The following is a 25,427-nucleotide window of genomic DNA, read 5'->3' as shown; positions in this document are numbered from 1 at the left end:
GCCATGCCCGAGATCGAGAAACATCCCCGCCGCAACGTCGCCCCCGAGGCGGAGTTTCCGCCCAACACGGCATCGGCCTATGTCGAACTGGGCCTCGCCTCGTGCTTTTCCTTCCTGCGCGGGGCCTCCGACGCGGTGGACCTCGCGGTGCAGGGCTGGAGCCAAGGCTACGACGCGCTGGGCATCGCCGATCTCAACACGCTGGCCGGGGTGGTGCGGATGCATGTCGCGGCCAAGCGCGTCAATGTGAGGCCGGTGATCGGCGCGCGGCTCGCGCTGGTCTCGGGCGAGGTCTTCCTCGCCTACCCGACCGATCGCGCCGCCTATGGGCGACTTTCGATGCTGCTGTCCAAGGGCAAGATGCGCGATCCCGAGGGGCGCTGGCAGAAGAAGGGCATCTGCGACATCACCCTGAACGATCTCGCGGATCATGCCGAGGGGTTGCGCCTGACCCTCGTGCCGCCCGAGGACCCAAGCGCGCTTGAGGCTGCCCTACCCCGCCTGTTGCGGCGCCTGCCCGGTCTCACCCATATCGCGGCCGCACATCTCTACCGCGGCGACGACCGCGCCCGGATCAATGCGCTCGACCGCCATGCCCGCGCCGCCGGGCTGTCGCTGATGGCCACGAACGACGTGCTCTACCACGCGCCCGAACGCCGTCCGCTGCAGGACGTGATGACCTGCATCCGCGAGGGCGTGGCGCTGGCAGAGGCTGGGCCGCGCCTATTGCCCAATGCCGAACGGCACCTGAAGTCGCCCGAGACCATGCAGAGGCTCTTTGCCGAATGGCCACACGCGATCCGCGCCACGCGTGAGATCGCCGATGCCTGCCGTTTCGACCTTGAGGAACTGGCCTATGAGTACCCGCGCGAGGTGGTTCCCGAAGGACGCAGCCCGCAGGACTATCTGGAGCGGCTGACATGGGAGGGAGCGCAGGCGCGCTGGCCCGAGGGCATTCCGTCCGCGACCCGCGCCGTGCTCGACAAGGAACTGGCGATGATCGGGCGGCTCGACATCGCGCGGTATTTCCTCACCATTCACGACATCATCCGTTTCGCGCGCGAAACGGCAAGCCCGCCGATCCTGTGCCAGGGGCGCGGTTCGGCGGCGAACTCGGCGGTGTGCTTCGTGCTGGGCATTACGGCGGTCGACCCGGCGCAGCACCAGCTTTTGTTCGAGCGCTTCATCTCCGAGAAGCGAAAGGAGCCGCCCGACATCGACGTGGATTTCGAACACGAGCGCCGCGAGGAGGTGATCCAGCACATCTATGCCAAGTATGGCCGCGAGCGCGCCGGCCTCTGCGCCACGGTGATCCATTACCGCCCGCGAAGCGCGATCCGCGAGGTGGGCAAGGTGATGGGCCTGTCCGAAGACGTGACCGGCGCGCTGGCCAAGACGGTCTGGGGCCATTGGGGCAGCGGCATCGAAGAGGAGAACGTGCGCGAGGCCGGACTCGACCCGCATGATCCGCTGTTGCGCAAGGCGCTGCTGATCGCGGGACAGATGGTCGGGATGCCGCGTCACCTGAGCCAGCATGTCGGCGGCTTCATCCTGACCGAACGCCTACTGACCGAGACCGTGCCGATCGGCAACGGCGCCATGGCCGATCGCAGCTTCATCGAGTGGGACAAGGACGACATCGACGCGCTGGGCATCCTCAAGGTCGATATCCTGGCACTTGGCATGCTGACCTGCATCCGCAAGGGCCTCGACCTGATCGCCGCGCATTGGGGGCGGCGCGAGGATCTCGCCTCGATCCCGCGCGAGGACCCGCGCGTCTTCGACATGCTGTGCCGCGCCGACAGCCTCGGCGTGTTCCAGGTCGAGAGCCGGGCGCAGATGAACATGCTGCCGCGGCTGCGCCCGCGTTCGTTCTACGACCTCGTGATCCAGGTCGCCATCGTCCGCCCCGGCCCGATTCAAGGCGACATGGTGCACCCCTATCTGCGCCGCCGCGCGGGCGAGGAGGCGGTGGAATACCCCTCGCCCGGCCATCCGCACGATCCTTCGGAGCTGAAGTCGATCCTTGGCCGGACGCTTGGCGTGCCAATCTTTCAGGAGCAGGCGATGAAGATCGCCATCGACGCGGCGCGGTTTTCGCCTGCCGAGGCAAACGAGCTGCGCAAGGCCATGGCCACCTTCCGTTCGCGCGGGACCATCGCGCTCTTGCAGGAGAAGATGGTCGGGCGGATGGTGGCGCGCGGCTATGGCGAGGACTTCGCGGCGCGCTGCTTCGAGCAGATCAAGGGCTTTGGCGAATACGGGTTTCCCGAAAGCCACGCGACGAGCTTTGCGCATCTGGTCTATGTCTCGTCATGGCTGAAATGCCATTTTCCCGGCGCCTTCGGCGCGGCGCTGCTGAACTCGCAGCCCATGGGCTTCTATGCGCCCGCGCAGATCGTGCGCGACATGTGCGAGCACGGGGTCGAGGTCAGGCCTGTCGATGTGAACATGTCCGAATGGGACTGCACGCTCGAGCCGATCTCCTCGGGTGGCTTCGCGGTGCGGTTGGGGCTGCGGATGATCGGCGGGCTGGCCGCCGAGATGGCGGCGCGGATCGTGGCCGCGCGCGACGCCCCCTATCAGACGCCCGAGGATCTCCAGTCCCGCGCCGGGGTGAGCGCGGCGGCGATCCGGCGGCTGGCGGCGGCGGATGCGATGCGTTCGATGTTCCTCGATCGGCGGCAGGCACTCTGGGAGGCGCGCGGGCTCAGGGACGCGCCCGACCTGCCGCTGTTTCGCGAGGCGCGCGACGAGGGCGCGGAGGTGCCGGTGCCGCTCCCGGCCATGCCCGTTTGCGAGCAGGTGGTGGCCGATTACCAGACACTGCGCCTGTCGTTGAAGGCGCATCCGATGGCGTTTTTGCGCCGCAGCCTGACCGCGCAGGGTTATGTCAGCGCCGCCGATCTGAGCCGGGCGCCTCAGGGCCGTCGCCTGAAACTCGCCGGGCTGGTGCTGATCCGCCAGAAGCCGGGCAGCGCCAAGGGGGTGTGCTTCATCACGCTGGAGGACGAGACCGGGGCCGCCAACCTCGTGGTCTGGCCCAAGGTCATGGCGCAGTTCCGCCGCGTGGTGATGCAGGCGCGGCTTCTGGTGGCCGAAGGCTATGTGCAGCGCGACGTGGAGATCGTGCATTTCGTGGCGCAGCGGCTGGAAGACCGCTCGGACGCGCTCACGCGTCTCGCGCCGGGGAGCTTCGTGCCGCCGCTGAGCCACGCCGACGCGGTGAAGAACCCGGTGCAGGGCTCGGCCCGCGGCACCGGCGCGCCCGACAACGGGCATCCGCGCAATGCGCGAATCGTCCCGAAGAGCCGGGATTTTCATTAAGAGGGCGCGCGGGTCGCGGCGGGATTTGCGTAGTCGGGAATGGGTGAGAGGCAGGGCAGCCCCCCGAACCGCTCAGGCGCTGCGCCGTGCCGCTTCCATGGGCTGCTTTTTCGCCGCCCAGTCACGTGCCGCTGCGCCAAAAGCCTCGAACAGCGGCCTAGAGACCGGATCGGCCCCGGCGTTCCATTCGGGGTGCCACTGCACCGAAAGCGTGAAGCCCGGCGCGCCCTCGACATAAAGCGCCTCCGGCGTGCCGTCCGGCGCATGACCGTCGATGACGATGCGGCGGCCGGGCTTGTTCACCCCCTGCCCGTGCAGCGTGTTGGTCATCACCTCGCGCGCGCCGAACAGCCGATGGAACGGGCCGTCTTCGCTCAACGTCACCACGTGGCGCAGCGCGAATTTTTCCTCGAGCGTGCCGTCGGGGGGCATGCGGTGGTTGGTCCGCCCCGGCAGGTCGCGGATCTCGGGAAAAAGAGAGCCGCCCATCGCCACGTTGACCTCCTGAAAGCCGCGGCAGATGCCCATGAACGGCTGCCCCCGTTCGACGCAGGCCCGCACGAGCGGCAGCGTGATCGCATCGCGCGAACGGTCGAAGGCCCCGTGCGCGGGCGTCTCTTCCTCGCCATATTCATCCGGGTGCACGTTGGGCCGCCCGCCGGTGAGCAGGAAGCCGTCGCAGGTCTCCAGAAGGTCTCCGACCGAGACGAGCTTGGGGTCGGCGGGGATCACCAGCGGCAGGCCCTTTGCCACCTGCGCCACGGCCGAAGAGTTCATCGCGCCGCCCCCATGAGTGACGTAATGGCCGTCGATGACGTGGTTGTTGCCGATGATGCCAATGACAGGACGGGTCATGATCGCTCCGGTTGCTTCCCCGTACAGATATACAGCCCGACGCCCCCTGAAAAGCATCGCGCGGCCCGAGAGATCCGGACCGCGCGCACATCTGCCGTCAATAAAGGCACATGAAAGGCGTCAGGCGTCGCCCTTCAGCCCCGCCGCCTCGATCCCGGCAAGGGCCGCCGTAGCATCGTTGTCCGAGGTGTCGCCCGTGACACCGACAGCTCCGAGCACGGAGCCGTCCTCGCCGCGCACGATGACGCCGCCGGGGACCGGCACGACCTTGCCGCCGAAGGCGCCGTTGGCCGCGGTCATGAAGTAGTGCTGCGCCTCGGCACGGGCCATCTGCGCCGAGCCGGGCATGCCCAGCATCACGGCGCCGTAAGCCTTGCCCTCGGCAATGGCATAGCGGCCCGGTGCCGCGCCGTCCTCGCGTTCGAAGGCGAGCGGGTGGCCGCCCGCGTCGAGCACGATCACCGACATGGGCTTGAGACCCATCTCGTGCGACTTGGCGAGAGCCTCGCGAATGATGGTGCGGGCGGCGTCGATGGTCAGCTTGGTCATCAGCGGGTCTCCAGATTCTTCAGTTCGAGGCGACGGCGGTGCAGCACCGGCTCGGTGTAGCCCGAGGGCTGTTTGCGTCCCTCGAAGACGAGGTCGCAGGCCGCCTGAAAGGCGAGGCTGTCGAAATGCGGCGCCATCGGCTTGTAAGAGGCGTCACCCTCGTTCTGGCGGTCCACCACTTCGGCCATCTTCTTCATGGCCTTCATCACCTGGTGCTCGGAGACGACGCCATGATGCAGCCAGTTGGCCAGCGCCTGGGACGAAATCCGGCAGGTCGCGCGGTCCTCCATCAGGCCGACATCGTTGATGTCGGGCACCTTGGAGCAGCCCACCCCCTGATCGATCCAGCGCACCACGTAGCCGAGGATGCCCTGCGCGTTGTTCTCGATTTCGCGCGTGACCTCGGCGTCGTCGAAGTTGCGGCCCGTCGCCAGCGGGATCGTCAGCAGGTCCGCGAGCGTGCCGCGCGCGCCGCCTTGGGCGATCTCGTCCTGACGGGCCATAACGTCGACATGGTGGTAATGCGCCGCGTGCAGCGTCGCAGCGGTGGGCGACGGCACCCAGGCGCAGGTGGCACCCGCCTTGGGGTGGCCGATCTTCTGGTCGAGCATGTCGGCCATCCGGTCGGGCATCGCCCACATCCCCTTGCCGATCTGGGCCTTCCCCTTGAGGCCGCAGGCAAGGCCGATATCGACGTTGCGGTCCTCATAGGATTGAATCCAGGCCGAGGATTTCATCTCGCCCTTGGGGATCATCGGGCCGGCTTCCATCGAGGTGTGGATCTCGTCGCCGGTGCGATCGAGGAAGCCGGTGTTGATGAAGGCCACGCGGTTCCTGGCGGCGCGGATGCATTCCTTGAGGTTGGCCGAAGTGCGGCGCTCCTCGTCCATGATGCCGAGCTTGACGGTGTCTTGCGGCAGGCCGAGCATCTTCTCGACGGCCGAAAACATGTCGTTCGAGAGCGCGACCTCCTGCGGCCCGTGCATCTTGGGCTTCACGACATAGACCGAACCATGGGTCGAGTTGCGCGGGCCGTCCTCTTTCCTGAGGTCGTGCATGGCGATGAGAACGGTGATCACCGCGTCCATCAGCCCTTCGGAGATTTCGCGCTTGTCATCCTTGCCGATGATCGCGGGGTTGGTCATCAGGTGACCGACATTGCGGATCAGCATCAACGAGCGGCCCTTGACCGTGCGGGTCGAGCCGTCGGGCGCGGTGAATTCCCGGTCGCCCTCCATGCGGCGGGTCATCTCCTCGCCGCCCTTCATGAAGCTGGCCTGCAGCGTGCCCTGCATCAGCCCGAGCCAGTTGCGATAGGCCAGGACCTTGTCCTCGGCATCGACCGCCGCGACCGAATCCTCGCAATCCATGATGGTCGAGACGGCACTTTCGAGCCGGATGTCGGAGATCCCGGCCCGGTCGGAGCCGCCGATCTGGCTCGACGGATCGACGACGATCTCGATCAGCAGGCCGTTCTTTTCCAAGAGCACCTGCAGATCGGCCTTGCCATCCGTGGCAGAGCCCGCGAACTGCTCGGGCTCCTTCAGACCGTGCTCAGCATCGCCCTTGGAGGCGACGAGCGTGCCGCCCTTGATTTCGAGCTGGTCGATTTCGGCCCAGGACGTGCCGTCGAGCGGGGCGACCTCGTCGAGGTGACGGCGGCCCCATGCGATGACCTGCGCGCCACGCTCCTCGTCATAGCCCTTGCCCTGCGGCAGGCTGCCCAGCGCGTCGGTGCCGTAGAGCGCGTCGTAAAGGCTGCCCCAGCGCGCATTGGCGGCGTTGAGCGCGAAGCGCGCATTGGTGATCGGCACCACGAGCTGCGGGCCCGGAGTATGTGCGATCTCGGGGTCGGTCCCCTTGGTGCCAATCTCGAAGTCGCCGCCCTCCGGCACCAGATAGCCGATGCCCTCCAGCATCCGGCGATACTCCTCCGCGTCGATCTGCTGACCCTTGCGCGACAGGTGCCAGGCGTCGATCTCGGCCTGTAGCTTGCTGCGATCCGAAAGCGCGTCGCGGATGCGCGGGCCGAACTCCTGCGCGAGTGCTGCAAACCCTTTCCAGAACTCGTCGGCGTCGATCCCCGTCCCCGGAAGCGCCTCATCCTTGATGAAGGCCACCAATTCGGGGGCCACCATCAATCCGTGCTTGTCGATCCTCTCGGCCATCTGCCTCTCCTCCTCGCATACGGTTGTGCATTGGCTAATCCATCCCGAGGGGACCGGCAACTAGATGCCGCCGTCACGCGAAAAGGCGCGAGCCCCATGGCCCGCGCCTTTTCGTTTCCCCCTTCGGGAGCGTCACTGCTGCGGCTGCGCCGGTGTCTCGTCGGCAAGCTGCTCGGGCGCGCCGACGATATCAGCATCGTCGGCGGTCTCGACCTCGCCGCTGCCCACGGCCTCGACGGTGGCCTCGGCCTCGGGCTCATTGCCCTGACCAAAGCCCATGAACACGAGAAACAGGATCAGCAGCACACCGAAGATGGCGACGATCGCCATGCCGGTAAGCGGGCCCTTATGGCGCTTTTCCTGTTTTTCGACATCAGTATGGGGGGCGGACATGGGTATTCTCCTCGAAAGGTTGCCGCGCCGCCAATCACGGTCGCGGTCGGGGGCGCGCTTGAAGCCCACCTGTCTCAGCCCTAACGTCCCGCAGGCTCGAAGGTTCAGCGAAAGGTTCCCGGACATGACACAGCACGATCCCCGCACCGTCTATCTGAGGGATTACACGCCCCCCGCCTATCTCGTGGACGAGGTGCGCCTGACCTTCCGGCTCGCGCCGCATGCGACGCGCGTGCTCTCCGAAATCCGGTTCCGCCCCAACCCCGATGCCACCGGGCGCGACTTCTTCCTGCATGGCGAGGGGCTCAAGCTGATTTCCGCGCATATCAACGGGGCGCAGGTCACGCCCGAACTGATCGAGGGCGGGCTGACGCTCGATGCGCCCGATGCGCCCTTCACCTTCGAGGCCGAGGTCGAGATCGACCCCGAGAACAACACCGCGCTCGAAGGGCTCTATCGTTCGAACGGCATGTATTGCACGCAATGCGAGGCCGAGGGCTTTCGCAAGATCACCTTCTATCCCGACCGCCCCGACGTGATGGCCCCGTTTCATGTGCGCATCGAAAGCGATCTGCCGGTGTTGCTGTCGAACGGCAATCCCGGCGCTTCGGGCGAAGGCTTTGCCGAATGGTCCGACCCCTGGCCCAAGCCCGCTTATCTCTTCGCGCTGGTCGCAGGCGATCTCGTCGCGCATTCGGGCAGCTTCACTACCATGTCGGGCCGCGATGTCGCGCTGAACCTCTGGGTCCGCAAGGCCGATATCGACAAATGCGCCTTTGGGATGGAGGCGCTGAAGAAGTCGATGACATGGGACGAGGAGGTTTACGGGCGCGAATACGACCTCGACGTGTTCAACATCGTCGCGGTCGATGACTTCAACATGGGCGCGATGGAAAACAAGGGGCTGAACATCTTCAACTCCTCCGCCGTACTCGCCTCTCCCGCCACCGCGACCGACGCCGATTTCGAACGGATCGAGGCGATCATCGCGCATGAATACTTCCACAACTGGACCGGCAACCGCGTCACCTGCCGCGACTGGTTCCAGCTGTGCCTCAAGGAAGGTCTCACGGTGTTCCGCGACCAGCAGTTCACCGGCGATATGCGCTCCCATGCGGTCAAGCGGATCGACGATGCGATGCTCTTGCGCGCGGCGCAGTTCCGCGAGGACAATGGCCCGCTCGCCCACCCGGTGCGGCCCGAGAGCTTCGTCGAGATCAACAATTTCTACACCGTTACCGTTTATGAGAAGGGCGCCGAGATCGTTGGCATGCTCCGGCGGCTGGTGGGAGATGAAGGCTACGGCAAGGCGCTCGACCTCTATTTCGAGCGCCATGACGGTCAGGCGGTGACCATCGAGGACTGGCTCCGCGCCTTCGAGGATGCCACAGGCCGCGACCTGTCGCAGTTCGCCCGCTGGTATTCTCAGGCCGGCACGCCGCGCGTCCATGTGGCCGAGGACTGGTCGGAGGGGCGTTATACGCTGACGCTCAGGCAGGAGACCCCCCCGACCCCCGGCCAGCCCGACAAGCAGCCGGTGGTAATCCCCGTCGCGGTGGGCCTGCTGAACCCGAATGGCGACGAGGTGGTGCCGACCCAGGTGGTTGAACTGAACGAGGCCGAGCAGAGCTTTGCCTTCGACGGCCTGTCGGCCCGGCCCGTCCCGTCGATCCTGCGCGGCTTTTCGGCGCCGGTGATCCTGCGGCAGGAGCAATCCGACGAGACTCGCACCTTCCTGCTCGCGCATGACACCGACCCGTTCAACAAATGGGAGGCGGGGCGCGATCTGGCGCGCACCAACCTCATGGCGATGATCCAAGACGGCACGGGCCCCGATGCGGGCTATATCGACGCGCTGGGCCGCGGCATCGCCGACGAGAGCCTCGATCCGGCGTTTCGCGCACAGCTTCTGGCCCTGCCAGGCGAGGACGAGCTGGCGCAGGCGATCTTCGAGACGGGCCACGCCCCCGACCCGACCGCGATCCATGAGGCCCGCGAGGCGCTGCGCCATGCGATCGCCGACAGGCTGGGCGACGTGCTAACCCGGCTTTACGACACGCATCAGGTCACCGGCCCCTACAGCCCCGAAGCCGCCGACGCGGGCCGCCGGTCGCTCACCAACGCGGCGCTGTCGCTGCTGTCGCTCACGCAGGGCGGCGACCGGGCGCGGGCGCAGTACCGTGCCGCCGACAACATGACCCAGCAGATCGCGGCGCTGGGCGTGCTGCTCAGGATCGGTGAAGGCGAGGCCGAACTGAAGGCGTTCGAGGATCAATGGAGCCACGAGCGGTTGGTGATGAACAAGTGGTTCGGCTTGCAGGTTGCGGCCTCCGCACCGCGGGACGCCGCCGCCACGGCCGAGGCGCTCACCGCGCATCCGGCCTTCGACTGGAAGAACCCCAACCGCTTCCGGGCCGTGTTCGGCGCGCTATCGGGCAACGCGGCGGGCTTTCATGCCCCCTCTGGTGCGGGCTACCGGCTGCTCGCCGACTGGCTACTTAAGCTCGACCCGCTGAATCCGCAGACCACGGCGCGGATGACGCAGGCCTTCTCGACCTGGAAGCGCTATGATGCGGATCGCAAGACGCTGATCCGGGCCGAGCTGGAGCGGATCGCAAGCACAGAGGGCCTCAGCCGCGATACTTCCGAGATGATCGGGCGAATGCTCGCCGATTGACCCAAGCGTGAGGGGGCGCATGGAACGCCCCCTCACCCCTTGCCGTTTGGACCCCGATACCCCCGAACCGCAAGGAGACGGACATGACCGACATTACCGACGCCAAGATCCTCATCATCGCCACCGACGGCTTCGAGAAGGTCGAACTGGAAGTGCCGCGAGACAAACTGCGTGCCGCGGGTGCGACCGTTCACGTGGCCAGCCCGGACGGCGAGGCGATCAAGAGCTGGGACGAGACCGACTGGGGCCCGAAGGCCGATGTCGACCTCGCCATCTCGGATGCGAAGATGGATGATTACCACGCCATCGTGCTGCCCGGCGGCCAGATCAACCCCGATGTGCTGCGCACCAAGCCCGAGGCGGTACAGCTCGTGAAGGACTTCACCACAGCGGGCAAAATCGTCGCGGCGATCTGCCACGGGCCGTGGGTGCTCATCGAAGCCGAGGTGGTCCGGGGGCGCGAAATGACCTCCTATCCCTCGCTTCGCACGGATCTCAGAAATGCGGGCGCCAAAGTGGTCGACCGCGAGGTCGTCACCGATCAGGGCATCATCACCAGCCGCAACCCCGACGATCTCGACGCTTTCGTAGCAAAGATCATCGAGGAAGTACGCGAAGGCCGTCACGAACGTGACGCGGCCTGACGCATCTTTTGCGGGGCGGTGGCCGGTCGCCGCCCCGTATCTCAAAGCGGCGCTCGCTTGCCGCTCTGCCCCTGCCTCGGGCAACTCCATTGCCAAAAGCATGACAATCCCGCAAATGTCACGGAACTGCCTTGTGCTGATGGTTATTAAAGCTTCATGAAAGACCGCATTGACCCGCTGATTGCCGAGCGTGCCCCGTGGATGTTCCGGCAATCACCCTTGGTGAAGCCGTTGCGCGGTCTTTTGCACCTCGCTCTGTCTTACGACCGCACCGTCTCGATCGGTACAAAGCTTCGCGACGAGCCGACGGCGCGGATCATGGGTGACATGGGCGACATGCTCGCCAAGCACCTTACGGTGATTGGCCTCGACAACGTGCCGCGCCACGGCCCGGCGCTCATCGTGGCCAACCATCCCACCGGCATCGCCGACGGGATCATGCTTTACCACGCGCTCAAGACGATCCGGCCCGATCTGTTCATCTATGCCAATGGCGACATCCTGAGGGTGCTGCCGCAGATGCAGGACCTCATCCTTCCGGTCGAATGGCGCAAGGACAAACGCAGCCACGCCAAGACCAAGGTCACCATGGACCTGACCCGGCAGGCGGTCGCGGAGGGGCGGCTTGGCGTGATCTTCCCGTCGGGTCGCCTTGCCAAGCGGCGGGGTCTGCGACTGCACGAGCGGCCATGGATGCCATCGGCGGCGATGCTTGCGCGCAAATTCGATCTGCCGGTGATCCCGGTGAACATCCGCGCCCGCAATTCGGCGCTGTTTTATCTCTTCGACATGGTCCACCCGACGCTACGCGACATCACCCTGTTCCACGAGATGCTGAACAAGGATCGCCAGCCCTATGTCATTACCGTGGGTGAGGAAATCTCGCCCGCCTCACTGCCCATCAAGGCCGAAGGCGGCATCGAGATGCTGCGGCGGGCAACGCTGGGTCTGGGCGGTCGCGATGCGCCGACGGTAAGCCTCGTGCGTTCGACCCGTCCGATCCTTCGCACTCGGGCCTGAGCCCGGGTCAGGTTTCGGGCCGCGCTTGGGGACGTGGCACACTGAGAAGCGCCTTGCGCTTGCAATAGCTCTGCTCTCGGGTCCACGCCGCCATTTCGGCGCGCATGGACGGCTTGGTCATCGGCCCCCAGTCGGCGGCGATCCCGGCTCGCCTGCCATCCTTGAGCGCCACGGCCCGGTCACGAGTGACGGTGCGCGCCATGATCCGTGCTGCGCAGCTAAGATTGCGCACCGGATCGCGCAACATTGCCCCGTCGCGCGCCACGCAGCCATAGCCGCGCGCCGTGCCGGGCAGGATCTGCAATAACCCGTGATAAAGCCCGCCGCCGCCCACCGCATCGGCGCGGTGCCTGCTTTCGAACCGGGCCAGCGCGGACATGACACCGACCCAGAAGGCCCGGCGCAGCCGGGGCGGATTGTCGGCATAGGCCGGACACCATGTCGCGATATCGTTAGGCACGACGTCGGCGAGGTCCGACGCCGGGCCGCGCAGCGCCGCCATGAGCCCCCGCGTCCACAGCCCGGCACCCGGCTTGCCGTCCCAGCGAGCCTCGGGCAGGAACGGATCGCGAGCTTGCGGGCGCAGTTCCGGCACGGGCAGGATCGAGCTTGCGGCCAACGAGGCGGGGCGCAGCATCGGACGCAAGGTGGCAGGGGGTGCTTGGTCGATCCGAAGATCGGAGGCATCGAGGACGGGTGGGTCGAGGCGCGGTGCAGCGGGACCGGGTGTAGGCGGCGCAGGCGTTGCCTGAACGTCAACCTGCAAGCGTCTGACGGGTATATGTAATTCCGCCGGGTCCGACGGCTCGGCATAGACCGTCGAACCCGACGACACGGCCGTCGATCCCCCCAGGATCGTCAGTGCCACGAGCATGTGGGGATAACTGCACTGTCGCCGCGACACGATGCAACGCGAAAGTGATCTCAGGACGCGCGCGGCTCCGCGACGGCGCGAGGCCTGTGTCGCGGAGGCGACAGCCCTCACGCTCAGCCGGCCTTGCCAGTCTTGTCGGCGACAGCGGCTTGGCGCGGCTGACAGTAGCTCTGGTTGCGGGTCCAGTTGGCCATATCGCTGCGCTTGCGAGAAGAATGGAACGGGCCCCAGTCGGCGGCGAGGCCGCGCATTCCCGCTGAGACCACGCCATCGCGACGCACCGTGCGCGCAGCGATGCGCACGGCGCAGGAGAGGTTGGACACGCCATCCTTGAGCGCCGAGCCGCTGCCCGCCGTGCAGCCATAGCTGCGCGCAGTGGCCGGGGCAATCTGCACGAGCCCGAACCATTTGCCGCCTCCGCCGACGGCGCCGGGATTCCAGGTGCTTTCATGCTTGGCCAAGGCCGAGAGCATCCCCGCCCAGAAGGCCGCGCGCTCGTCCCGTGAGGCCTCGGCATAGCCGGGGCACCATGTCGCGATATCACCGGGCACTTGGCTCAAAAGCGGCGCACCATGCGCCTTGAGGGCCGCCAGCGTGGCGTCGGTCCACTGCGCACTTTCGGGGCGATGATCCCATGCCATCACCGGCATGGCGGCGGGTGTGGGGGCGGGAGCGACAGGTGCCTCCGGCTCGGGGATCTGAGCGCAGGCGGCGCCGAGACTGAGAAGAGCGATCGGCATGAGGCGGCGCAGACGCGCAGAGACACTCGTCGGGAACATTTTCTGATCTTGTCCGTTGTGGCAGCAACTGAGAGCGATCTGTCCCAGACCGTCGCCTTGAGTCGAGCGCGCAGGCAGTCCTACCATATTTTCGGCGAGATACCGCCCAATCGTCGCGCCGGTCCGCCGATCCCCGACATCCTCTCCCTACCCTTGAAGCGCGGGGCGTTCGCGCCTAATCAGACCCGCGACAACGGTGCAAGGAGAGGCTCCCATGCTGGACCTGACATACGAGGCCCCCGCCCCCAAGGTGATCGCGGGCGCAACCGGGGATTGGGAGCTGGTGATCGGCCTTGAGGTGCATGCGCAGGTCGCCACCCGCGCCAAGCTGTTCTCGGGCGCGTCGACGGCCTTCGGCGCGGAACCCAACTCCAACGTCTCGTTCATCGACGCGGGCATGCCCGGCATGCTGCCCGTCATCAACGAGGGCTGCGTGGCGCAGGCGGTGCGCACCGGCCTCGGCCTCAAGGCCGAGATCAACCTGCGCTCGGCCTTCGATCGCAAGAACTACTTCTATCCGGACCTGCCGCAGGGCTACCAGATCAGCCAGCTCTACCACCCGATCGTCGGCGAAGGCGAAGTGCTGGTCGAGATGGGCAACGGTCAGGCGCGGCTGGTGCGGATTGAGCGCATCCATCTCGAACAGGACGCGGGCAAGTCGATCCACGACATGGACCCCAACATGTCCTTTGTCGACCTCAACCGCACCGGGGTGGCGCTGATGGAGATCGTCAGCCGTCCCGACATTCGCGGCCCCGAGGAAGCGGCGGCCTATGTCGGCAAGCTGCGCCAGATCCTACGCTATCTCGGGACCTGCGACGGCAACATGCAAAACGGCAACCTGCGCGCCGACGTGAACGTCTCGGTCTGCCGTCCCGGCGATTACGAGCACTATCAGGAAACGCAGGACTTCTCGCATCTGGGCACCCGCTGCGAGATCAAGAACATGAACTCGATGCGCTTCATCCAAGCCGCGATCGACTTCGAGGCGCGGCGTCAGATCGCCATTCTCGAAGATGGCGGCAGCGTCGTGCAGGAGACGCGCCTCTACGATCCCGACAAGAACGAGACCCGCTCGATGCGCTCCAAGGAAGAGGCGCATGACTACCGCTACTTCCCCGACCCCGACCTGCTGCCACTCGAGATCGAGCAGGCCTGGGTCGACGACATCGCGGCGCATCTGCCCGAGCTGCCCGATGCCAAGAAGGCGCGCTTCATGGGCGACATGGGGCTGTCGGAGTATGACGCGGGCGTGCTGACCGCGGAGTTGGCCAACGCCGTGTATTTCGAGGCGGTGGTGAACCACATCGACAGTGCCAAGGATGGCAAGCTCGCCGCGAACTGGGTCATCAACGAGCTGTTCGGTCGCCTCAAGAAGGACGATCTGGGCATCGAGCAGAGCCCGGTCAGCCCTGCGCAGCTCGGTGATATCGTGGCGCTGATCGCCAAGGGGGACATCTCGGGCAAGATCGCCAAGGACCTGTTCGAAATCGTCTACACCGAGGGCGGCGACCCGGCGCAGATCGTCGAGGATCGCGGCATGAAGCAGGTCACGGACACCGGTGCCATCGAGGCGGCGGTCGACGAGATCATCGCCGCCAACCCGGCGCAGGTCGAAAAGGCCAAGCAGAACCCCAAGCTCGCGGGCTGGTTCGTGGGCCAGGTGATGAAATCCACCGGTGGCAAGGCCAACCCCGCTGCCGTCAACCAGATCGTCACGCAAAAGCTCGGGCTTTGAGCCCGCGCAAGGAGAGCGCCATGACCGCCTATGACTACCGCGTCGTTCCCGCGCCCAAGCGCGGCGTCAAGGAACGCGGGCTGAAGACCTCCGAGGACCGCTATGCGCATGCCTTGCAGTCCACGATCAATGAGATGGCTGCCAAGGGCTGGGAGTATCAGCGCGCCGAGACCCTGCCCTGCGAGGAGCGGCAAGGGTTTCGGGGCCGGAGCACGGTCTATCATTCGGTGCTGGTGTTCCGCCGTGCCACGGCGCAGGTCACGCCCGTCGCCGCAGATCCGATCGCAGCGCAGCCCCAGCCCCAAGGGCTGAGCGCGAGCCGGGCCGAGACCCCGGCCCCGGCTCCCACCCGCGCCGTGCCCGGTGCGCGCGAGGCGCAGGAGATTCCGGATCGTCCCGCTCCGGCGGTCACCGCCTCGCGCGACGACTGAACCGGCACTCCGGTGCCGAAGGGGCGGAAAATGCCCTCCGCCCCTTCAATCTCCGGCTCTTTGGACTAAACTGCCGCGTCCGACTCGAAAGGATGAGGCAGAGCATGGCTAAGAACGACCCCTTCGGTTTCGATATGTCGGTATCGGCATCGAAGAAGAAAAACCCGCGCGGCAGACGTGGGATGTCCGGCGCCTTCGAGACCTCGACACGGGTCTGCGACCATCCGGGCTGCGAAGAGGCGGGCAAGTACCGCGCCCCGAAATCTCCTGATATTCTCGACGATTACTTCTGGTTCTGCAAAGACCACGTGCGCGAATACAATCTCAAATGGAATTTCTTCGACGGCACCACCGAGGCCGAATTCTCCGAGCAGGTCGAGAACGACCGCGTCTGGGGCCGCTCGACCAAGCCCTTCGGCAAGCGCAGCGAGGAGCAGCGCGCCTGGGCGCGGCTGGGCGTCGACGACCCGCATCAGGTGCTGGGCGAGAACGCCACCCGCAACCCCGGCAAGAACGCGGCCCAGCAAGGCGGCCACACCCGCCGCCTGCCCGCGACCGAACGCCGCGCGCTGGAAGTGCTCGATGCCAAGGACAGCTGGTCCAAGGCCGAGATCCGCAAATCCTACAAAGCGCTGATCAAGGTGCTGCACCCCGACATGAACGGCGGTGACCGTAGCCAGGAAGAGCAGCTCGGCGAAGTCGTATGGGCTTGGGACCAGATCAAGGAAAGCAAGTCGTTCCGCGACAAGGATTGATCGGATAGTCCCCCGGCACGCATCGGGCGGTGCCGGGGAAGCTGACTTGCCTCGGGGTGCGGGTCGCGCTCCGACGGTCAGGCGATCAGAGCGTCGTGACCGGCCCCGCGCCCAGCACCGCGCCCGTAGGCGCTTTAGTGGGCGATCCGCCCTCGGGCTCGTCCGAAACGGCGAGCACGGCCTGCGCCAGCAGCGGACGCAATGCCTCGGGAACCGCCACCCGGCCATCGCGGTCCTCGGGCAGCACGCCGAGCGAGACCGGAGCCGCTTCGCCCGCGATCAACCAAAGCTCCAACGCCCGACCGGGCGCGGCCGCACCGCTTGGGCGCGAGATCTGCAGCGCGTCCGGATCGGCGGGGTCGTAGGCCACCTGCACCACGAGACTGCCATCCTCCGCCGCGATTTCCGCGCGCAGACCCGGGCCTACGGGTTCGGAGCGCATCAGGTCGAGGTTGGTCACCACCAGATATGTGCCCGCCGCCAAGGCCGCCGCCGACAGCGCGGGCCACAGCCCCAACCGCCGCAACAGGCCCTCGCGGCGCGCCCCGAAGAGCCGCTCGTCGATGGCGCGCCTGACCCGCAACGGCGGCGTCACGGGCGCGATTTCGTCGGTGAGCGAGGTGAAATCCTCGGTCCAGAGCGCATGGAGCGCGCGGTACTCCGCGTCGCTCTCGAGCCGCCTCTCGGCGCGCGCGAGATCCTCGCCCTCCAGCAGTCCCAGCACGTGTTCGGCGGCCAGAACGGTGTCGTCCTCATGATGATCCCCGGCCCCGGTCATCGCGTCAGGCACTCCTTGAGCCGCATGAGACTGCGACGCAGCCAGGTTCGCATCGTATTGAGCGGCACGTCGTAGCGCGCGGCCAGATCGGCATAACTATCGCCCGCGAGATAGGCCCCGCGCACCGCACCGGCCCGGTCGGGCTCAAGCTCGGTCAGACAGCGCTCGATCTGCGCGCTGTCCGAGGCCGCGACCGCGAGCGCCTCCGGCCCCGGCGCGGTATCGGCCATCGCGGCCACCGCGTCCATGTCGCCACCTCGGCTCTCGGCCTTGCGGCGCATCCGCAGCCGATCGATGGCGTGGTTGCGCGCGATGGTGATGAGCCAGGTCATCGGGCTCAGCCCGTTTACCTGATAGCGCCCCGCGTTGTGCCACACCTTCACGTAGATCTCCTGTAGAGCGTCCTCGGCCTCGGCCCTGTTGCTCAACACACGCAGGCAAATCCCGAAGAGTTTCGCGCTGGTGGCGTCGTAGAGGGCCCCGAACGCGTCGCGATCGCCCAGCGCGATGCGGGCGATCATCGCTTCGATCTCGGTCAGGCGCGACATGATGATGCGGGTCCTCGGGCTCTTCGTGCGAAGCCAGACAATGGCGTGTCCCGCCGAAAAGGCAAGCGGCCGGGCCCGTGCTCCCGGGGGCCTTGAACCCCGACGCGCGATGCTACATCACTTGCGCGACCGCAAATGAGGGCCCCTGCCCGCACGCGAAAGGATCATCATGGCCGACGCCCAGACCGACCCCAATGCCCGCCCGACCGAGGAGATCGACATCCGCGAGACCTTCGGCTTCGACAGCGCCATGAAGGTCAAGGGCTTCGCCGAGCGCTCGGACCGGGTGCCCGACATCGACCCGACCTACAAGTTCGATCCCGACACCACCCGGGCCATCCTCGCGGGCTTCGGCAACAACCGCCGCGTCATGGTGCAGGGCTATCACGGCACCGGCAAGTCGACCCATATCGAGCAGGTCGCGGCCCGGCTCAACTGGCCCTGCGTGCGCGTCAACCTCGACAGCCACATCTCCCGTATCGACCTGATCGGCAAAGACGCGATCAAGCTGCGCGACGGCAAGCAGGTGACCGAATTCGCCGAAGGAATTCTCCCCTGGGCGCTGCGCCACCCCTGTGCCATCGTGTTCGACGAATACGACGCCGGCCGCGCCGATGTGATGTTCGTGATCCAGCGGGTGCTCGAGACCGACGGCAAGCTGACGCTGATGGACCAGAACCAGGTTCTGACGCCGAACCCTTACTTTCGGCTCTTCGCTACGGCCAACACCGTGGGCTTGGGCGACACCACCGGCCTCTATCACGGCACCCAGCAGATCAACCAGGCGCAGATGGACCGCTGGTCCCTCGTCGCGACGCTGAATTATCTCAGTCACGACGCCGAGGCCGCGATCGTGTTGTCGAAGGCGCCGCATTACAACACCGCCGATGGACGCCAGATCGTCTCCCAGATGGTCACGGTGGCCGATCTCACCCGCACCGCCTTCATGAATGGCGACCTTTCGACCGTGATGAGCCCGCGCACAGTGATCAACTGGGCCCAGAACGCCGAGATCTTCCGCGACGTGGGCTATTCCTTCCGGCTGTCGTTCCTCAACAAGTGCGACGAGCTGGAGCGCCAGACCGTAGCCGAATTCTACCAGCGCTGCTTCGACGAGGAGCTTCCCGAGAGCGCGGTGAGCACCGCCGGGCGCTGAGCCCTTTCGACGCTGTGCAGAGGCCCGGATCGAAAGAGCCGGGCCTTTCGTTATCATGGGAGCGTGCCGCCTTGCCGCCCCCTGCCGCCAGTGGGATACATTTGCCATGAGCCCCCAGTCCGACAACCCCGCCGATCCGTTCAAGAAGGCCCTGACCGAAGCCACCAAGGTCATGGCCGACGACCGCGAGCTGACCGTGAGCTTCTCGGTCGACCCGCCCGGCCTCACGCATGACAGCGTGCGCCTGCCGCAGGTCAGCCGCCGCATGACCCGCGACGAGGTGCTGCTGGCGCGCGGCACCGCCGATGCACTGGCGCTTCGCCACCGCTATCACGACGCTGCCGTCAACGCCCGCTACCAGCCGCAGTCGGGAATCGCGCGCGATCTTTACGACGCGATGGAGGGCGCGCGCGTCGAGGCGGTGGGCGCCAGATACATGCCTGGCACCGCCGGAAACATCGACGCCAAGATCGGATCGGATGCCCGCCGCAAAGGTTATGACCAGATCCGCGACAAGGCCGACGCGCCGCTCGCCGTCGCGGCCGGATACCTGATCCGCCACCTTGCCACGGGCCGCGACCTGCCCGGTGGCGCGGACAACGTGATGGAGCTCTGGCGCGGCTTCATCGAGGATCAGGGTGGCGCGCGGCTCGAGGATCTCGCCGAGGCGCTGCACGACCAGAAGAGCTTTGCCCGCTTCGCACGCGAGCTGATCCGCGATCTCGGCTATGGCGACCAGCTCGGTGACGATCCGGACATGGAAGACCCCGATCAGGAGGACGAAGCCTCCGAGGAGGAGGACGACCAGGACCCCGATTCCACCGGCGAGGACGACGAGGACGATCAGGAGGACGAGGCGTCCCCCGAACAGAGCCAGGACCAGCAACAGGACCAGTCTCAGGCGCAGGTCTCGATGGATGATCAGGCCGAAGCCGAGGATGCCGAGGAGCAGGAGATGCCCGAGGGCGAAGCCCCTCAGGACCCTCCGCCCCCGGCCGCTTCGGATGCCGATCCCAACTACCTCGTTTTCGAGACGAAGCACGATGAGGAGATCGGCGCCGAGGATCTGGCCGAAGCCGCCGAGCTGGAGCGGCTGCGCGCCTATCTCGACCAGCAGCTCGACCCGCTCAAGGGCGCGGTCAGCCGCCTCGCCAACAAGCTGCAGCGCAGGCTTCAAGCGCAGCAGAACCGGTCTTGGGAGTTCGACCGCGAGGAAGGCATCCTCGATGCGGGCCGCCTCGCCCGGGTCATCGCCAACCCCACGACGCCCCTGTCGTTCAAGGTCGAGAAGGACACCGAGTTCCGCGATACCGTGGTGACGCTGCTGATCGACAATTCGGGTTCGATGCGCGGACGGCCGATCTCGATCGCCGCGATCTGCGCCGACGTGCTGGCCCGTACGCTCGAGCGCTGTCAGGTCAAGGTCGAGATCCTGGGCTTCACCACCCGCGCATGGAAGGGCGGTCAGGCGCGCGAGGCATGGCTCGCCGCCGGTCGTCCCGCCGGACCCGGCCGTCTCAACGATCTGCGCCACATCATCTACAAACGCGCCGATGCGCCGTGGCGGCGCACCCGCGACAATCTCGGGCTGATGATGAAGGAAGGCCTGCTGAAGGAGAACATCGACGGCGAGGCGCTCGAATGGGCGCATCGGCGGCTGCTGGCGCGGCGCGAGGCTCGCAAGGTGCTGATGGTGATCTCGGACGGCGCACCAGTCGATGACAGCACGCTGTCGGTGAACCCGGCCAACTACCTCGAAAAGCACCTGCGCGACGTGATCGCCATGGTCGAGAAGCGCAAGGCGGTGGAGCTGACCGCCATCGGCATCGGCCATGACGTGACGCGCTATTATGACCGCGCGGTGACGATTACCGACGTGGACCAGCTCGCGGGGGCCATGACCGAGCAGCTCGCCTCGCTCTTCGACAGCGATCCGCGCAAGCGGGCCCGCGTCCTCGGAATGAACAGGGTCGCCTGATGTACCAGAACTTTGCCACCACCGCCCGCCCCGAACAGGGCCCGCCGCGTCTCGCCAAGCTGCGCGAACGCATGGCTGCCGAAGGCCTTAACGGCTGGATTGTGCCGCGCGGCGACACCTGGCGCGGCGAAAACGTGCGCGCGCGAGACGAGCGGCTCGCTTGGCTCACCGGCTTTACCGGATCGGCCGGGTTCGCGGCGATCCTCGCCGATAAAGCGGGCGTCTTCATCGACGGGCGCTACAAGATCCAGATCAAGAGCCAAGTGGCACCCGAATTCACCCCCCTGGATTGGCCCGCCACCAAGCTCGCCGACTGGCTGATCTCGGAGCTGCCCGAGGGCGGCACCGTGGGCTATGACGCGTGGCTGCACACGCCCGAGGAGATCCGCGAGCTGCATAACAGGCTGCACCCCAAGGGGATCGGCCTGAAACCCTGCGACAACCTCGTGGACGCGATCTGGGAGGACCGCCCGGCCCCGCCGCCCGCGCCCTTCATCGCATGGCCCAAGGAGTTCGCGGGCAAGAGCCATGCCGAGAAGCGCGCCGAGATCGCCGCCATGCTGAAGCGCGAGGGGCAGCGCTGTGCCGTGCTCACCCTGCCCGACTCGATCGCGTGGCTTTTGAACATTCGTGGCGACGACGTACCCTGCACTCCGGTGCCCCTGAGCTTCGCGATCCTCGATGAGACCGGACGCTGCGAGCTGTTCTGCCCCAGGGGCAAGGCCGACGGCCTGCGCGACCATCTGGGGCCGGATGTCGATGTGCTCGACATCGACGCCTTTCTTGGAGCGCTGGGCCAGCTTGCCGGCCCGGTGCGCGTCGATCCCAAATCCGCGCCGTCGATCATCGAGACCACGCTCAAGGGCTGGGAGACCGAGATCGCCGAGGCCGAGGACCCCTGCATCCTGCCCAAGGCCCGCAAGAACGCCGCCGAGATCGAGGGCGCAAGGCAAGCGCATCTGCGCGACGGCGCCGCCGTCTGCCGTTTCCTGCACTGGCTCGACGCCGAGGCGTCGCGGCTGGCGGACGAGCCGGGCCACAAGCTCACCGAGATCGGCGTCGTCACCGCCCTCGAAGGCTTTCGCCACGAGACGAACGAGCTGCGTGGCATCAGCTTCGAGACCATCTCAGGCGCGGGCGAGCACGGCGCGATCACGCATTACCGCGTGACCGAAGACACCGACCGCGACGTGCGGATGGGCGAGCTCCTGTTGGTGGATTCGGGTGGGCAGTATCTCGACGGGACCACTGACATCACCCGCACCATCGCCATCGGCGCGCCCCCCGAGGACGCCGCCGAGTGCTACACCCGTGTGCTGCAGGGCATGATCGCGCTCAGCCGGGCACGGTTTCCCAAGGGGCTCGCGGGACGCGACCTCGACGCGCTGGCGCGCTTCCCGCTGTGGACTGCCGGTCTCGACTATGATCACGGCACCGGCCACGGGGTCGGCGCCTATCTCTCGGTGCATGAGGGACCGCAACGGATTTCCAAGGGTTCGGAGAGCAAGATCGAGCCGGGCATGATCCTGTCGAACGAGCCGGGCTATTACCGCGAGGGGCATTTCGGCATCCGCATCGAGAACCTGATCGTCACCCGCGAGGCCCCGGCCCTGTTTGGCGCCGACGACCGCGAGATGTACGACTTCGAGACCCTGACCTTTGTGCCGCTGGAACGGCGGCTGATCGTCGCGGAGATGCTTTCGCCTGCCGAGCGGGACTGGATCGACGCCTATCACGCGACTACACTCGACAAGATCGCCCCGCGCCTCGACGGCGCGGCGTTGGACTGGCTCAAGGCCGCCTGCGCGCCGCTCTGACGGCAGGGCTCAACCCACAGGGAGCACGAATACATGAGCGATCACATCACGATCCGTCCCGCCGAGGGCACTTGGGTGGTGCGCGCGGGTGGCGCGGTGCTGGGCGAAAGCAGCCGCGCGCTGGAACTGGTCGAGGGCGACTACCCGGCGGTCATCTACTTCCCGCGCGAGGACATCGCCATGGCCTTCCTCGAGCCCTCCAAGACCCGCTCGCACTGCCCCTGGAAAGGCGACGCGCGATACTACAACATCATCGCCAAGAGCGGCGCGATCGAAGATGCGGTCTGGTCCTACGAGGATCCCAAAGCAGGCATGGAGCAGATCAAGGACTGCCTTGCCTTCTACAAGAACAAGGTCGCGGTCGAGCAGGTCTGACCCGTCCCTCGTATGGCGGCCGTCAGGAATGTTCCTCGGCCGCCATGCGCGTCAGCGCCCGGTTCACGGCCCGCAGCGCATCGACCTGAAACAGCGCCCCCCACAGTTCCGGCGCCTCGTCTTCGGGGCCGAAGCGGACCACCGGCACGAAGGGGCGCTGCACCGTCTCGAACAACGGCATCGCCTGTTCCAGCGTCGCCCCCGACTGCACGAAGACCCCTTCGGCGATCATTTCCCGGCAGATGTCTTCGGGGGCCGCGCGCGGCGCGCCGGTGGCCCGCATCACCGTCTCGACCCGGATCGTGCCCAGAAGCCATGCCTGCGGCCCTGCCGCCAGATGCACGCCGCGCCGCGCCAGCTGCGTCAGGAAAAACGAGCGCTGCACCAGCCGCGAGGCCACCGCCGAGGCCAGTGAAACCGCAACCATCACCGCGAGCCCGGTTTGCCAGTCGCCCGTCAGTTCGAAAACGATCAGCGTGGTCGAGATCGGCGCGCCGAGCACGGCGGCGGCAACCGCGCCCATCCCCGCCAGCGCATAGAGCGTGCCCTCGCCCGAGAATTCGGGCGCGATGGCGGTTGCAACGGTGCCGAAAGCCAGACCCGTCAGCGCCCCGATCATCAGCGAGGGCGAAAAGATCCCGCCCCCCATGCGTCCGGCCATGGTGATCGCCACCGCCGCCACCTTGATCACCACGAAGATCACCGCGAGATCGAAGGCGAGGCTGCCCTGCAAGGCGGCGGAGGTCGTCTCATAACCGACGCCGATAATGTGCGGAAAGAAGATCGCGATCATCCCGAGGATCAGTCCCGTTGCCATCGGACGCAGCCAGCGCGGCAGCGACAATCGGGCCTGCACCGCATTGGCCAAATCGTCGGCCCAGAAGATCGACCGCATCAACGCCACCGCGACAAGACCGCATAACAGTCCCAGAAGCACGAAAGCGGGCAGCTCGACATAGAAGGCCAGCGCGTTCTTGTCGGGAAGCGTGAACTCGGTCACGTCGCCCCAGACGAGCCGGCCCAGAACCGTGCCCGCGACGCTGGCGATGGCGATGGGTGCGAAGGCATGCACCGCGAAGTGCCGCAGCACCACCTCGAGCGCGAAGAGAGCGCCCGCGATGGGCGCGTTGAAGCTCGCTGAGACCGCGGCAGCGACGGCGCAGCCCAGAAGGTCGCGCCCGGTGATGCCATCGGCGCGGATCCATCCAGACACATAGGTCGCAAGCACCGAAGCGAGATGTACCACCGGCCCCTCGCGCCCCGTGGAGCCCCCGGTGGAGAGGGTGATCATCGAGGCCAGAGCCGAGATCAGCCCCCGCTTGCGCTCCACCCGGCCCTCGCGCAACGCCGCGCCTTCGATCACCTCGGCCACGGAGCGCACGCGCGCATCCTCGGTGAACCGGTCGAGCAGCAGCCCGACGGTCAGACCGCCTATCACCGGCAAACACAGGAGCCAGTACCATGGCAGCGAGGCCGCGAAACTATGCAACATCGCGACGTCATCGGTGCCGTAGAGCGCGGCCTGCAGGGTTTCGACACCGGCGCGGAATCCGATCGCGGCAATGCCCGCGGCGCTGCCCAGCACCAAGGCGATGAACCAGAACTGAACTTGGCTCGGCCCGTGGCTGCGGATCAGCGACCAGACCTCCCTCCAGCTTGCGCCGAGGCGTCCGACCGAGGCGCGCAGGCGTCCCCCGGACCGATTTGAGCTGTCTGTCATCGTCCAATGCCACCTCTCGCCCCGCTTCGGTTCTAGATCGGAACAAGGCGCGATTGAAGATGCGGCAACGTCATCGTCATGTGGCTTACAGTGGGCACATGAAGCTAAATGGCGAAACTACTGCTAAGGAGGTATGGCGCGGGAGCAAGAAATTTTCGATAAAGCTTGTATTGAAGCGAGATATTTATCGTCTCATGGGCTCAAGTCTCAGGTGACGAGCGTTACTGTTTTACCGAGGACGGAGGTGAGTGGCCGTCCAAGGAGTGAAGTTATTTACCCTTGGCAGGGTCAAAGCCGGACTTCGCGGTGTGAGCATTGAAACCTTGCGAGGTTTTGAAGCTCACACCGTTTTTTTTAGGGTCAGGACCCGTTTTTTTTGGTGAGGCTATGTGATTCAGGCTCTCCGAGTGCATTGTTGCAGAACTTGGGCTTGAGCCGCATTTGCCCCTTTCCCCCGTAGTTTCTAGTTTCATCCCACGCGAACGATCTCGGCGGTGCTGAGGGCTGAGAAGCGGTTCATGAGGCCAATGCGAATGTGGACTTTGGCGGTCTGGCGGTCGGGGACTCTCGCGGCGATGCGCTCCCCGAATGCCTTGTGAACTGGCCCCAGTTTCGAGCGGACACTCAGGCATAACCATGGAGGCTTAGGCATATGCCTAAGCACGTGCTTATGTCTGACTACGAGATCATCACCGATGGCGGCCGCAGGCGCCGCTGGTCGTAAGCATCCGGGGTGGGCCGCGGCTAAGCAGCCTTGCGTGATGCTGGTGCCGATCGCCAGTTCCACGGGAGGAGGTCCGGCACGCGGGATGCCGTCATGTCGGGCAGCCGGGCGAGAGTATCGG

At 66.4% G+C, this 25,427-nt stretch carries 20 protein-coding genes and 1 pseudogene; 11 read left to right on the top strand and 10 right to left on the bottom strand.

The genetic code is table 11. The features are described from left to right. Nucleotides 1-3 precede the first annotated feature (3 nt). Entirely contained in the window at nucleotides 4-3,327 is a 3,324-nt protein-coding gene (locus ACJASC_RS06470; protein ID WP_415144538.1) for an error-prone DNA polymerase, read from the top strand. A gap of 72 nt (nucleotides 3,328-3,399) precedes the next feature. On the opposite strand, the gene ACJASC_RS06465 is transcribed toward ACJASC_RS06470, so the two are convergent. From ACJASC_RS06465 to ACJASC_RS06450, 4 genes are all read right to left on the bottom strand, one after another. Beyond that, entirely contained in the window at nucleotides 3,400-4,182 is a 783-nt protein-coding gene (locus tag ACJASC_RS06465; protein WP_415144536.1) for a gamma-glutamyl-gamma-aminobutyrate hydrolase family protein, read from the bottom strand. Between the two features lie 120 nt (nucleotides 4,183-4,302). After that, nucleotides 4,303-4,731, bottom strand: coding sequence for a GlcG/HbpS family heme-binding protein (locus ACJASC_RS06460; protein WP_415144534.1), 429 nt, complete (start codon nucleotides 4,729-4,731; stop codon nucleotides 4,303-4,305). Further along, a complete protein-coding gene (locus tag ACJASC_RS06455) occupies nucleotides 4,731-6,899 on the bottom strand; it encodes a malate synthase G (protein ID WP_415144532.1) in 2,169 nt (722 codons plus the stop codon). Before ACJASC_RS06455 ends, ACJASC_RS06460 begins: the two co-directional genes overlap by 1 nt. Before the next feature lie 132 nt (nucleotides 6,900-7,031). Further along, on the bottom strand, nucleotides 7,032-7,292 hold the full coding sequence (locus ACJASC_RS06450) for a hypothetical protein (protein ID WP_021693228.1): 261 nt from the start codon (nucleotides 7,290-7,292) through the stop codon (nucleotides 7,032-7,034). Between the two features lie 124 nt (nucleotides 7,293-7,416). Here ACJASC_RS06450 and pepN point away from each other — a divergent pair, with 124 nt between their 5' ends. The 3 genes from pepN to ACJASC_RS06435 all read left to right on the top strand — a co-directional run bounded on the left by pepN (nucleotide 7,417) and on the right by ACJASC_RS06435 (nucleotide 11,633). Then, on the top strand, nucleotides 7,417-9,969 hold the full coding sequence (gene pepN / locus ACJASC_RS06445; protein ID WP_415144530.1) for an aminopeptidase N: 2,553 nt from the start codon (nucleotides 7,417-7,419) through the stop codon (nucleotides 9,967-9,969). A gap of 83 nt (nucleotides 9,970-10,052) precedes the next feature. Then, entirely contained in the window at nucleotides 10,053-10,613 is a 561-nt protein-coding gene (locus ACJASC_RS06440) for a type 1 glutamine amidotransferase domain-containing protein (protein ID WP_415144528.1), read from the top strand. Between the two features lie 156 nt (nucleotides 10,614-10,769). Beyond that, the gene (locus tag ACJASC_RS06435; protein ID WP_415144526.1) at nucleotides 10,770-11,633 is read left to right on the top strand and encodes a lysophospholipid acyltransferase family protein; all 864 of its coding nucleotides are present in this window, start codon (nucleotides 10,770-10,772) and stop codon (nucleotides 11,631-11,633) included. A gap of 7 nt (nucleotides 11,634-11,640) precedes the next feature. Here ACJASC_RS06435 and ACJASC_RS06430 read toward each other — a convergent pair whose 3' ends face one another. Both ACJASC_RS06430 and ACJASC_RS06425 read right to left on the bottom strand, forming a co-directional pair. Next, the gene (locus ACJASC_RS06430) at nucleotides 11,641-12,270 is read right to left on the bottom strand and encodes a transglycosylase SLT domain-containing protein (protein ID WP_415144524.1); all 630 of its coding nucleotides are present in this window, start codon (nucleotides 12,268-12,270) and stop codon (nucleotides 11,641-11,643) included. Between the two features lie 350 nt (nucleotides 12,271-12,620). Further along, nucleotides 12,621-13,247: a transglycosylase SLT domain-containing protein gene (locus tag ACJASC_RS06425; RefSeq protein WP_415144522.1), complete on the bottom strand. Its 627-nt coding sequence runs from the start codon at nucleotides 13,245-13,247 to the stop codon at nucleotides 12,621-12,623. Between the two features lie 253 nt (nucleotides 13,248-13,500). On the opposite strand from ACJASC_RS06425, the gene gatB reads away from it, so the two are divergent. The 3 genes from gatB to ACJASC_RS06410 all read left to right on the top strand — a co-directional run bounded on the left by gatB (nucleotide 13,501) and on the right by ACJASC_RS06410 (nucleotide 16,210). After that, a complete protein-coding gene (gene gatB / locus ACJASC_RS06420) occupies nucleotides 13,501-15,024 on the top strand; it encodes an Asp-tRNA(Asn)/Glu-tRNA(Gln) amidotransferase subunit GatB (protein WP_021693222.1) in 1,524 nt (507 codons plus the stop codon). Nucleotides 15,025-15,044: 20 nt separating this feature from the next. After that, a complete protein-coding gene (locus ACJASC_RS06415; RefSeq protein WP_021693221.1) occupies nucleotides 15,045-15,455 on the top strand; it encodes a DUF4177 domain-containing protein in 411 nt (136 codons plus the stop codon). Between the two features lie 104 nt (nucleotides 15,456-15,559). Further along, a complete protein-coding gene (locus ACJASC_RS06410; RefSeq protein ID WP_021693220.1) occupies nucleotides 15,560-16,210 on the top strand; it encodes a DnaJ domain-containing protein in 651 nt (216 codons plus the stop codon). Nucleotides 16,211-16,295: 85 nt separating this feature from the next. Here the strand turns inward: ACJASC_RS06410 and ACJASC_RS06405 are convergent, their stop codons facing one another. Further along, a complete protein-coding gene (locus ACJASC_RS06405; RefSeq protein ID WP_415144519.1) occupies nucleotides 16,296-16,988 on the bottom strand; it encodes an anti-sigma factor in 693 nt (230 codons plus the stop codon). Next, a complete protein-coding gene (locus ACJASC_RS06400; protein WP_415144517.1) occupies nucleotides 16,985-17,536 on the bottom strand; it encodes a sigma-70 family RNA polymerase sigma factor in 552 nt (183 codons plus the stop codon). Before ACJASC_RS06400 ends, ACJASC_RS06405 begins: the two co-directional genes overlap by 4 nt. A gap of 169 nt (nucleotides 17,537-17,705) precedes the next feature. Between ACJASC_RS06400 and cobS the strand changes: the two genes are divergently transcribed. The 4 genes from cobS (at nucleotide 17,706) to ACJASC_RS06380 (ending at nucleotide 22,862) form a co-directional block, all read left to right on the top strand. Next, on the top strand, nucleotides 17,706-18,692 hold the full coding sequence (cobS, locus tag ACJASC_RS06395; protein ID WP_415144515.1) for a cobaltochelatase subunit CobS: 987 nt from the start codon (nucleotides 17,706-17,708) through the stop codon (nucleotides 18,690-18,692). A gap of 106 nt (nucleotides 18,693-18,798) precedes the next feature. Further along, a complete protein-coding gene (cobT, locus tag ACJASC_RS06390) occupies nucleotides 18,799-20,670 on the top strand; it encodes a cobaltochelatase subunit CobT (RefSeq protein ID WP_415144513.1) in 1,872 nt (623 codons plus the stop codon). Next, the gene (locus ACJASC_RS06385; RefSeq protein WP_415144511.1) at nucleotides 20,670-22,487 is read left to right on the top strand and encodes an aminopeptidase P family protein; all 1,818 of its coding nucleotides are present in this window, start codon (nucleotides 20,670-20,672) and stop codon (nucleotides 22,485-22,487) included. The genes cobT and ACJASC_RS06385 overlap by 1 nt, the downstream gene beginning before the upstream one ends. 33 nt (nucleotides 22,488-22,520) lie before the next feature. After that, a complete protein-coding gene (locus ACJASC_RS06380; protein WP_021693214.1) occupies nucleotides 22,521-22,862 on the top strand; it encodes a DUF427 domain-containing protein in 342 nt (113 codons plus the stop codon). Between the two features lie 22 nt (nucleotides 22,863-22,884). On the opposite strand, the gene ACJASC_RS06375 is transcribed toward ACJASC_RS06380, so the two are convergent. Together ACJASC_RS06375 and ACJASC_RS06370 are read right to left on the bottom strand one after the other, a co-directional pair. Next, nucleotides 22,885-24,582, bottom strand: coding sequence for a chloride channel protein (locus ACJASC_RS06375; protein ID WP_415144509.1), 1,698 nt, complete (start codon nucleotides 24,580-24,582; stop codon nucleotides 22,885-22,887). Between the two features lie 469 nt (nucleotides 24,583-25,051). Then, nucleotides 25,052-25,177 (bottom strand): annotated as a pseudogene (locus ACJASC_RS06370) (IS5/IS1182 family transposase); the annotation flags it as partial. Nucleotides 25,178-25,427 lie beyond the last annotated feature (250 nt).

Origin of the sequence: Limimaricola cinnabarinus (genome assembly GCF_047631075.1) — a bacterium.
Taxonomy (GTDB): domain Bacteria; phylum Pseudomonadota; class Alphaproteobacteria; order Rhodobacterales; family Rhodobacteraceae; genus Limimaricola; species Limimaricola cinnabarinus.
This window is presented reverse-complemented; position numbering and strand designations above follow the sequence as displayed.

What these genes read in the sequence shown, in the direction of transcription:
- ACJASC_RS06470 (WP_415144538.1), top strand. Translation starts at nt 4, where the DNA reads ATGCCCGAGATCGAGAAACATCCCCGCCGCAACGTCGCCCCCGAGGCG.
- ACJASC_RS06465 (WP_415144536.1), bottom strand. Translation starts at nt 4,182, where the DNA reads ATGACCCGTCCTGTCATTGGCATCATCGGCAACAACCACGTCATCGAC.
- ACJASC_RS06460 (WP_415144534.1), bottom strand. Translation starts at nt 4,731, where the DNA reads ATGACCAAGCTGACCATCGACGCCGCCCGCACCATCATTCGCGAGGCT.
- ACJASC_RS06455 (WP_415144532.1), bottom strand. Translation starts at nt 6,899, where the DNA reads ATGGCCGAGAGGATCGACAAGCACGGATTGATGGTGGCCCCCGAATTG.
- ACJASC_RS06450 (WP_021693228.1), bottom strand. Translation starts at nt 7,292, where the DNA reads ATGTCCGCCCCCCATACTGATGTCGAAAAACAGGAAAAGCGCCATAAG.
- pepN (WP_415144530.1), top strand. Translation starts at nt 7,417, where the DNA reads ATGACACAGCACGATCCCCGCACCGTCTATCTGAGGGATTACACGCCC.
- ACJASC_RS06440 (WP_415144528.1), top strand. Translation starts at nt 10,053, where the DNA reads ATGACCGACATTACCGACGCCAAGATCCTCATCATCGCCACCGACGGC.
- ACJASC_RS06435 (WP_415144526.1), top strand. Translation starts at nt 10,770, where the DNA reads ATGAAAGACCGCATTGACCCGCTGATTGCCGAGCGTGCCCCGTGGATG.
- ACJASC_RS06430 (WP_415144524.1), bottom strand. Translation starts at nt 12,270, where the DNA reads ATGCTGCGCCCCGCCTCGTTGGCCGCAAGCTCGATCCTGCCCGTGCCG.
- ACJASC_RS06425 (WP_415144522.1), bottom strand. Translation starts at nt 13,247, where the DNA reads ATGCCGATCGCTCTTCTCAGTCTCGGCGCCGCCTGCGCTCAGATCCCC.
- gatB (WP_021693222.1), top strand. Translation starts at nt 13,501, where the DNA reads ATGCTGGACCTGACATACGAGGCCCCCGCCCCCAAGGTGATCGCGGGC.
- ACJASC_RS06415 (WP_021693221.1), top strand. Translation starts at nt 15,045, where the DNA reads ATGACCGCCTATGACTACCGCGTCGTTCCCGCGCCCAAGCGCGGCGTC.
- ACJASC_RS06410 (WP_021693220.1), top strand. Translation starts at nt 15,560, where the DNA reads ATGGCTAAGAACGACCCCTTCGGTTTCGATATGTCGGTATCGGCATCG.
- ACJASC_RS06405 (WP_415144519.1), bottom strand. Translation starts at nt 16,988, where the DNA reads ATGACCGGGGCCGGGGATCATCATGAGGACGACACCGTTCTGGCCGCC.
- ACJASC_RS06400 (WP_415144517.1), bottom strand. Translation starts at nt 17,536, where the DNA reads ATGTCGCGCCTGACCGAGATCGAAGCGATGATCGCCCGCATCGCGCTG.
- cobS (WP_415144515.1), top strand. Translation starts at nt 17,706, where the DNA reads ATGGCCGACGCCCAGACCGACCCCAATGCCCGCCCGACCGAGGAGATC.
- cobT (WP_415144513.1), top strand. Translation starts at nt 18,799, where the DNA reads ATGAGCCCCCAGTCCGACAACCCCGCCGATCCGTTCAAGAAGGCCCTG.
- ACJASC_RS06385 (WP_415144511.1), top strand. Translation starts at nt 20,670, where the DNA reads ATGTACCAGAACTTTGCCACCACCGCCCGCCCCGAACAGGGCCCGCCG.
- ACJASC_RS06380 (WP_021693214.1), top strand. Translation starts at nt 22,521, where the DNA reads ATGAGCGATCACATCACGATCCGTCCCGCCGAGGGCACTTGGGTGGTG.
- ACJASC_RS06375 (WP_415144509.1), bottom strand. Translation starts at nt 24,582, where the DNA reads ATGACAGACAGCTCAAATCGGTCCGGGGGACGCCTGCGCGCCTCGGTC.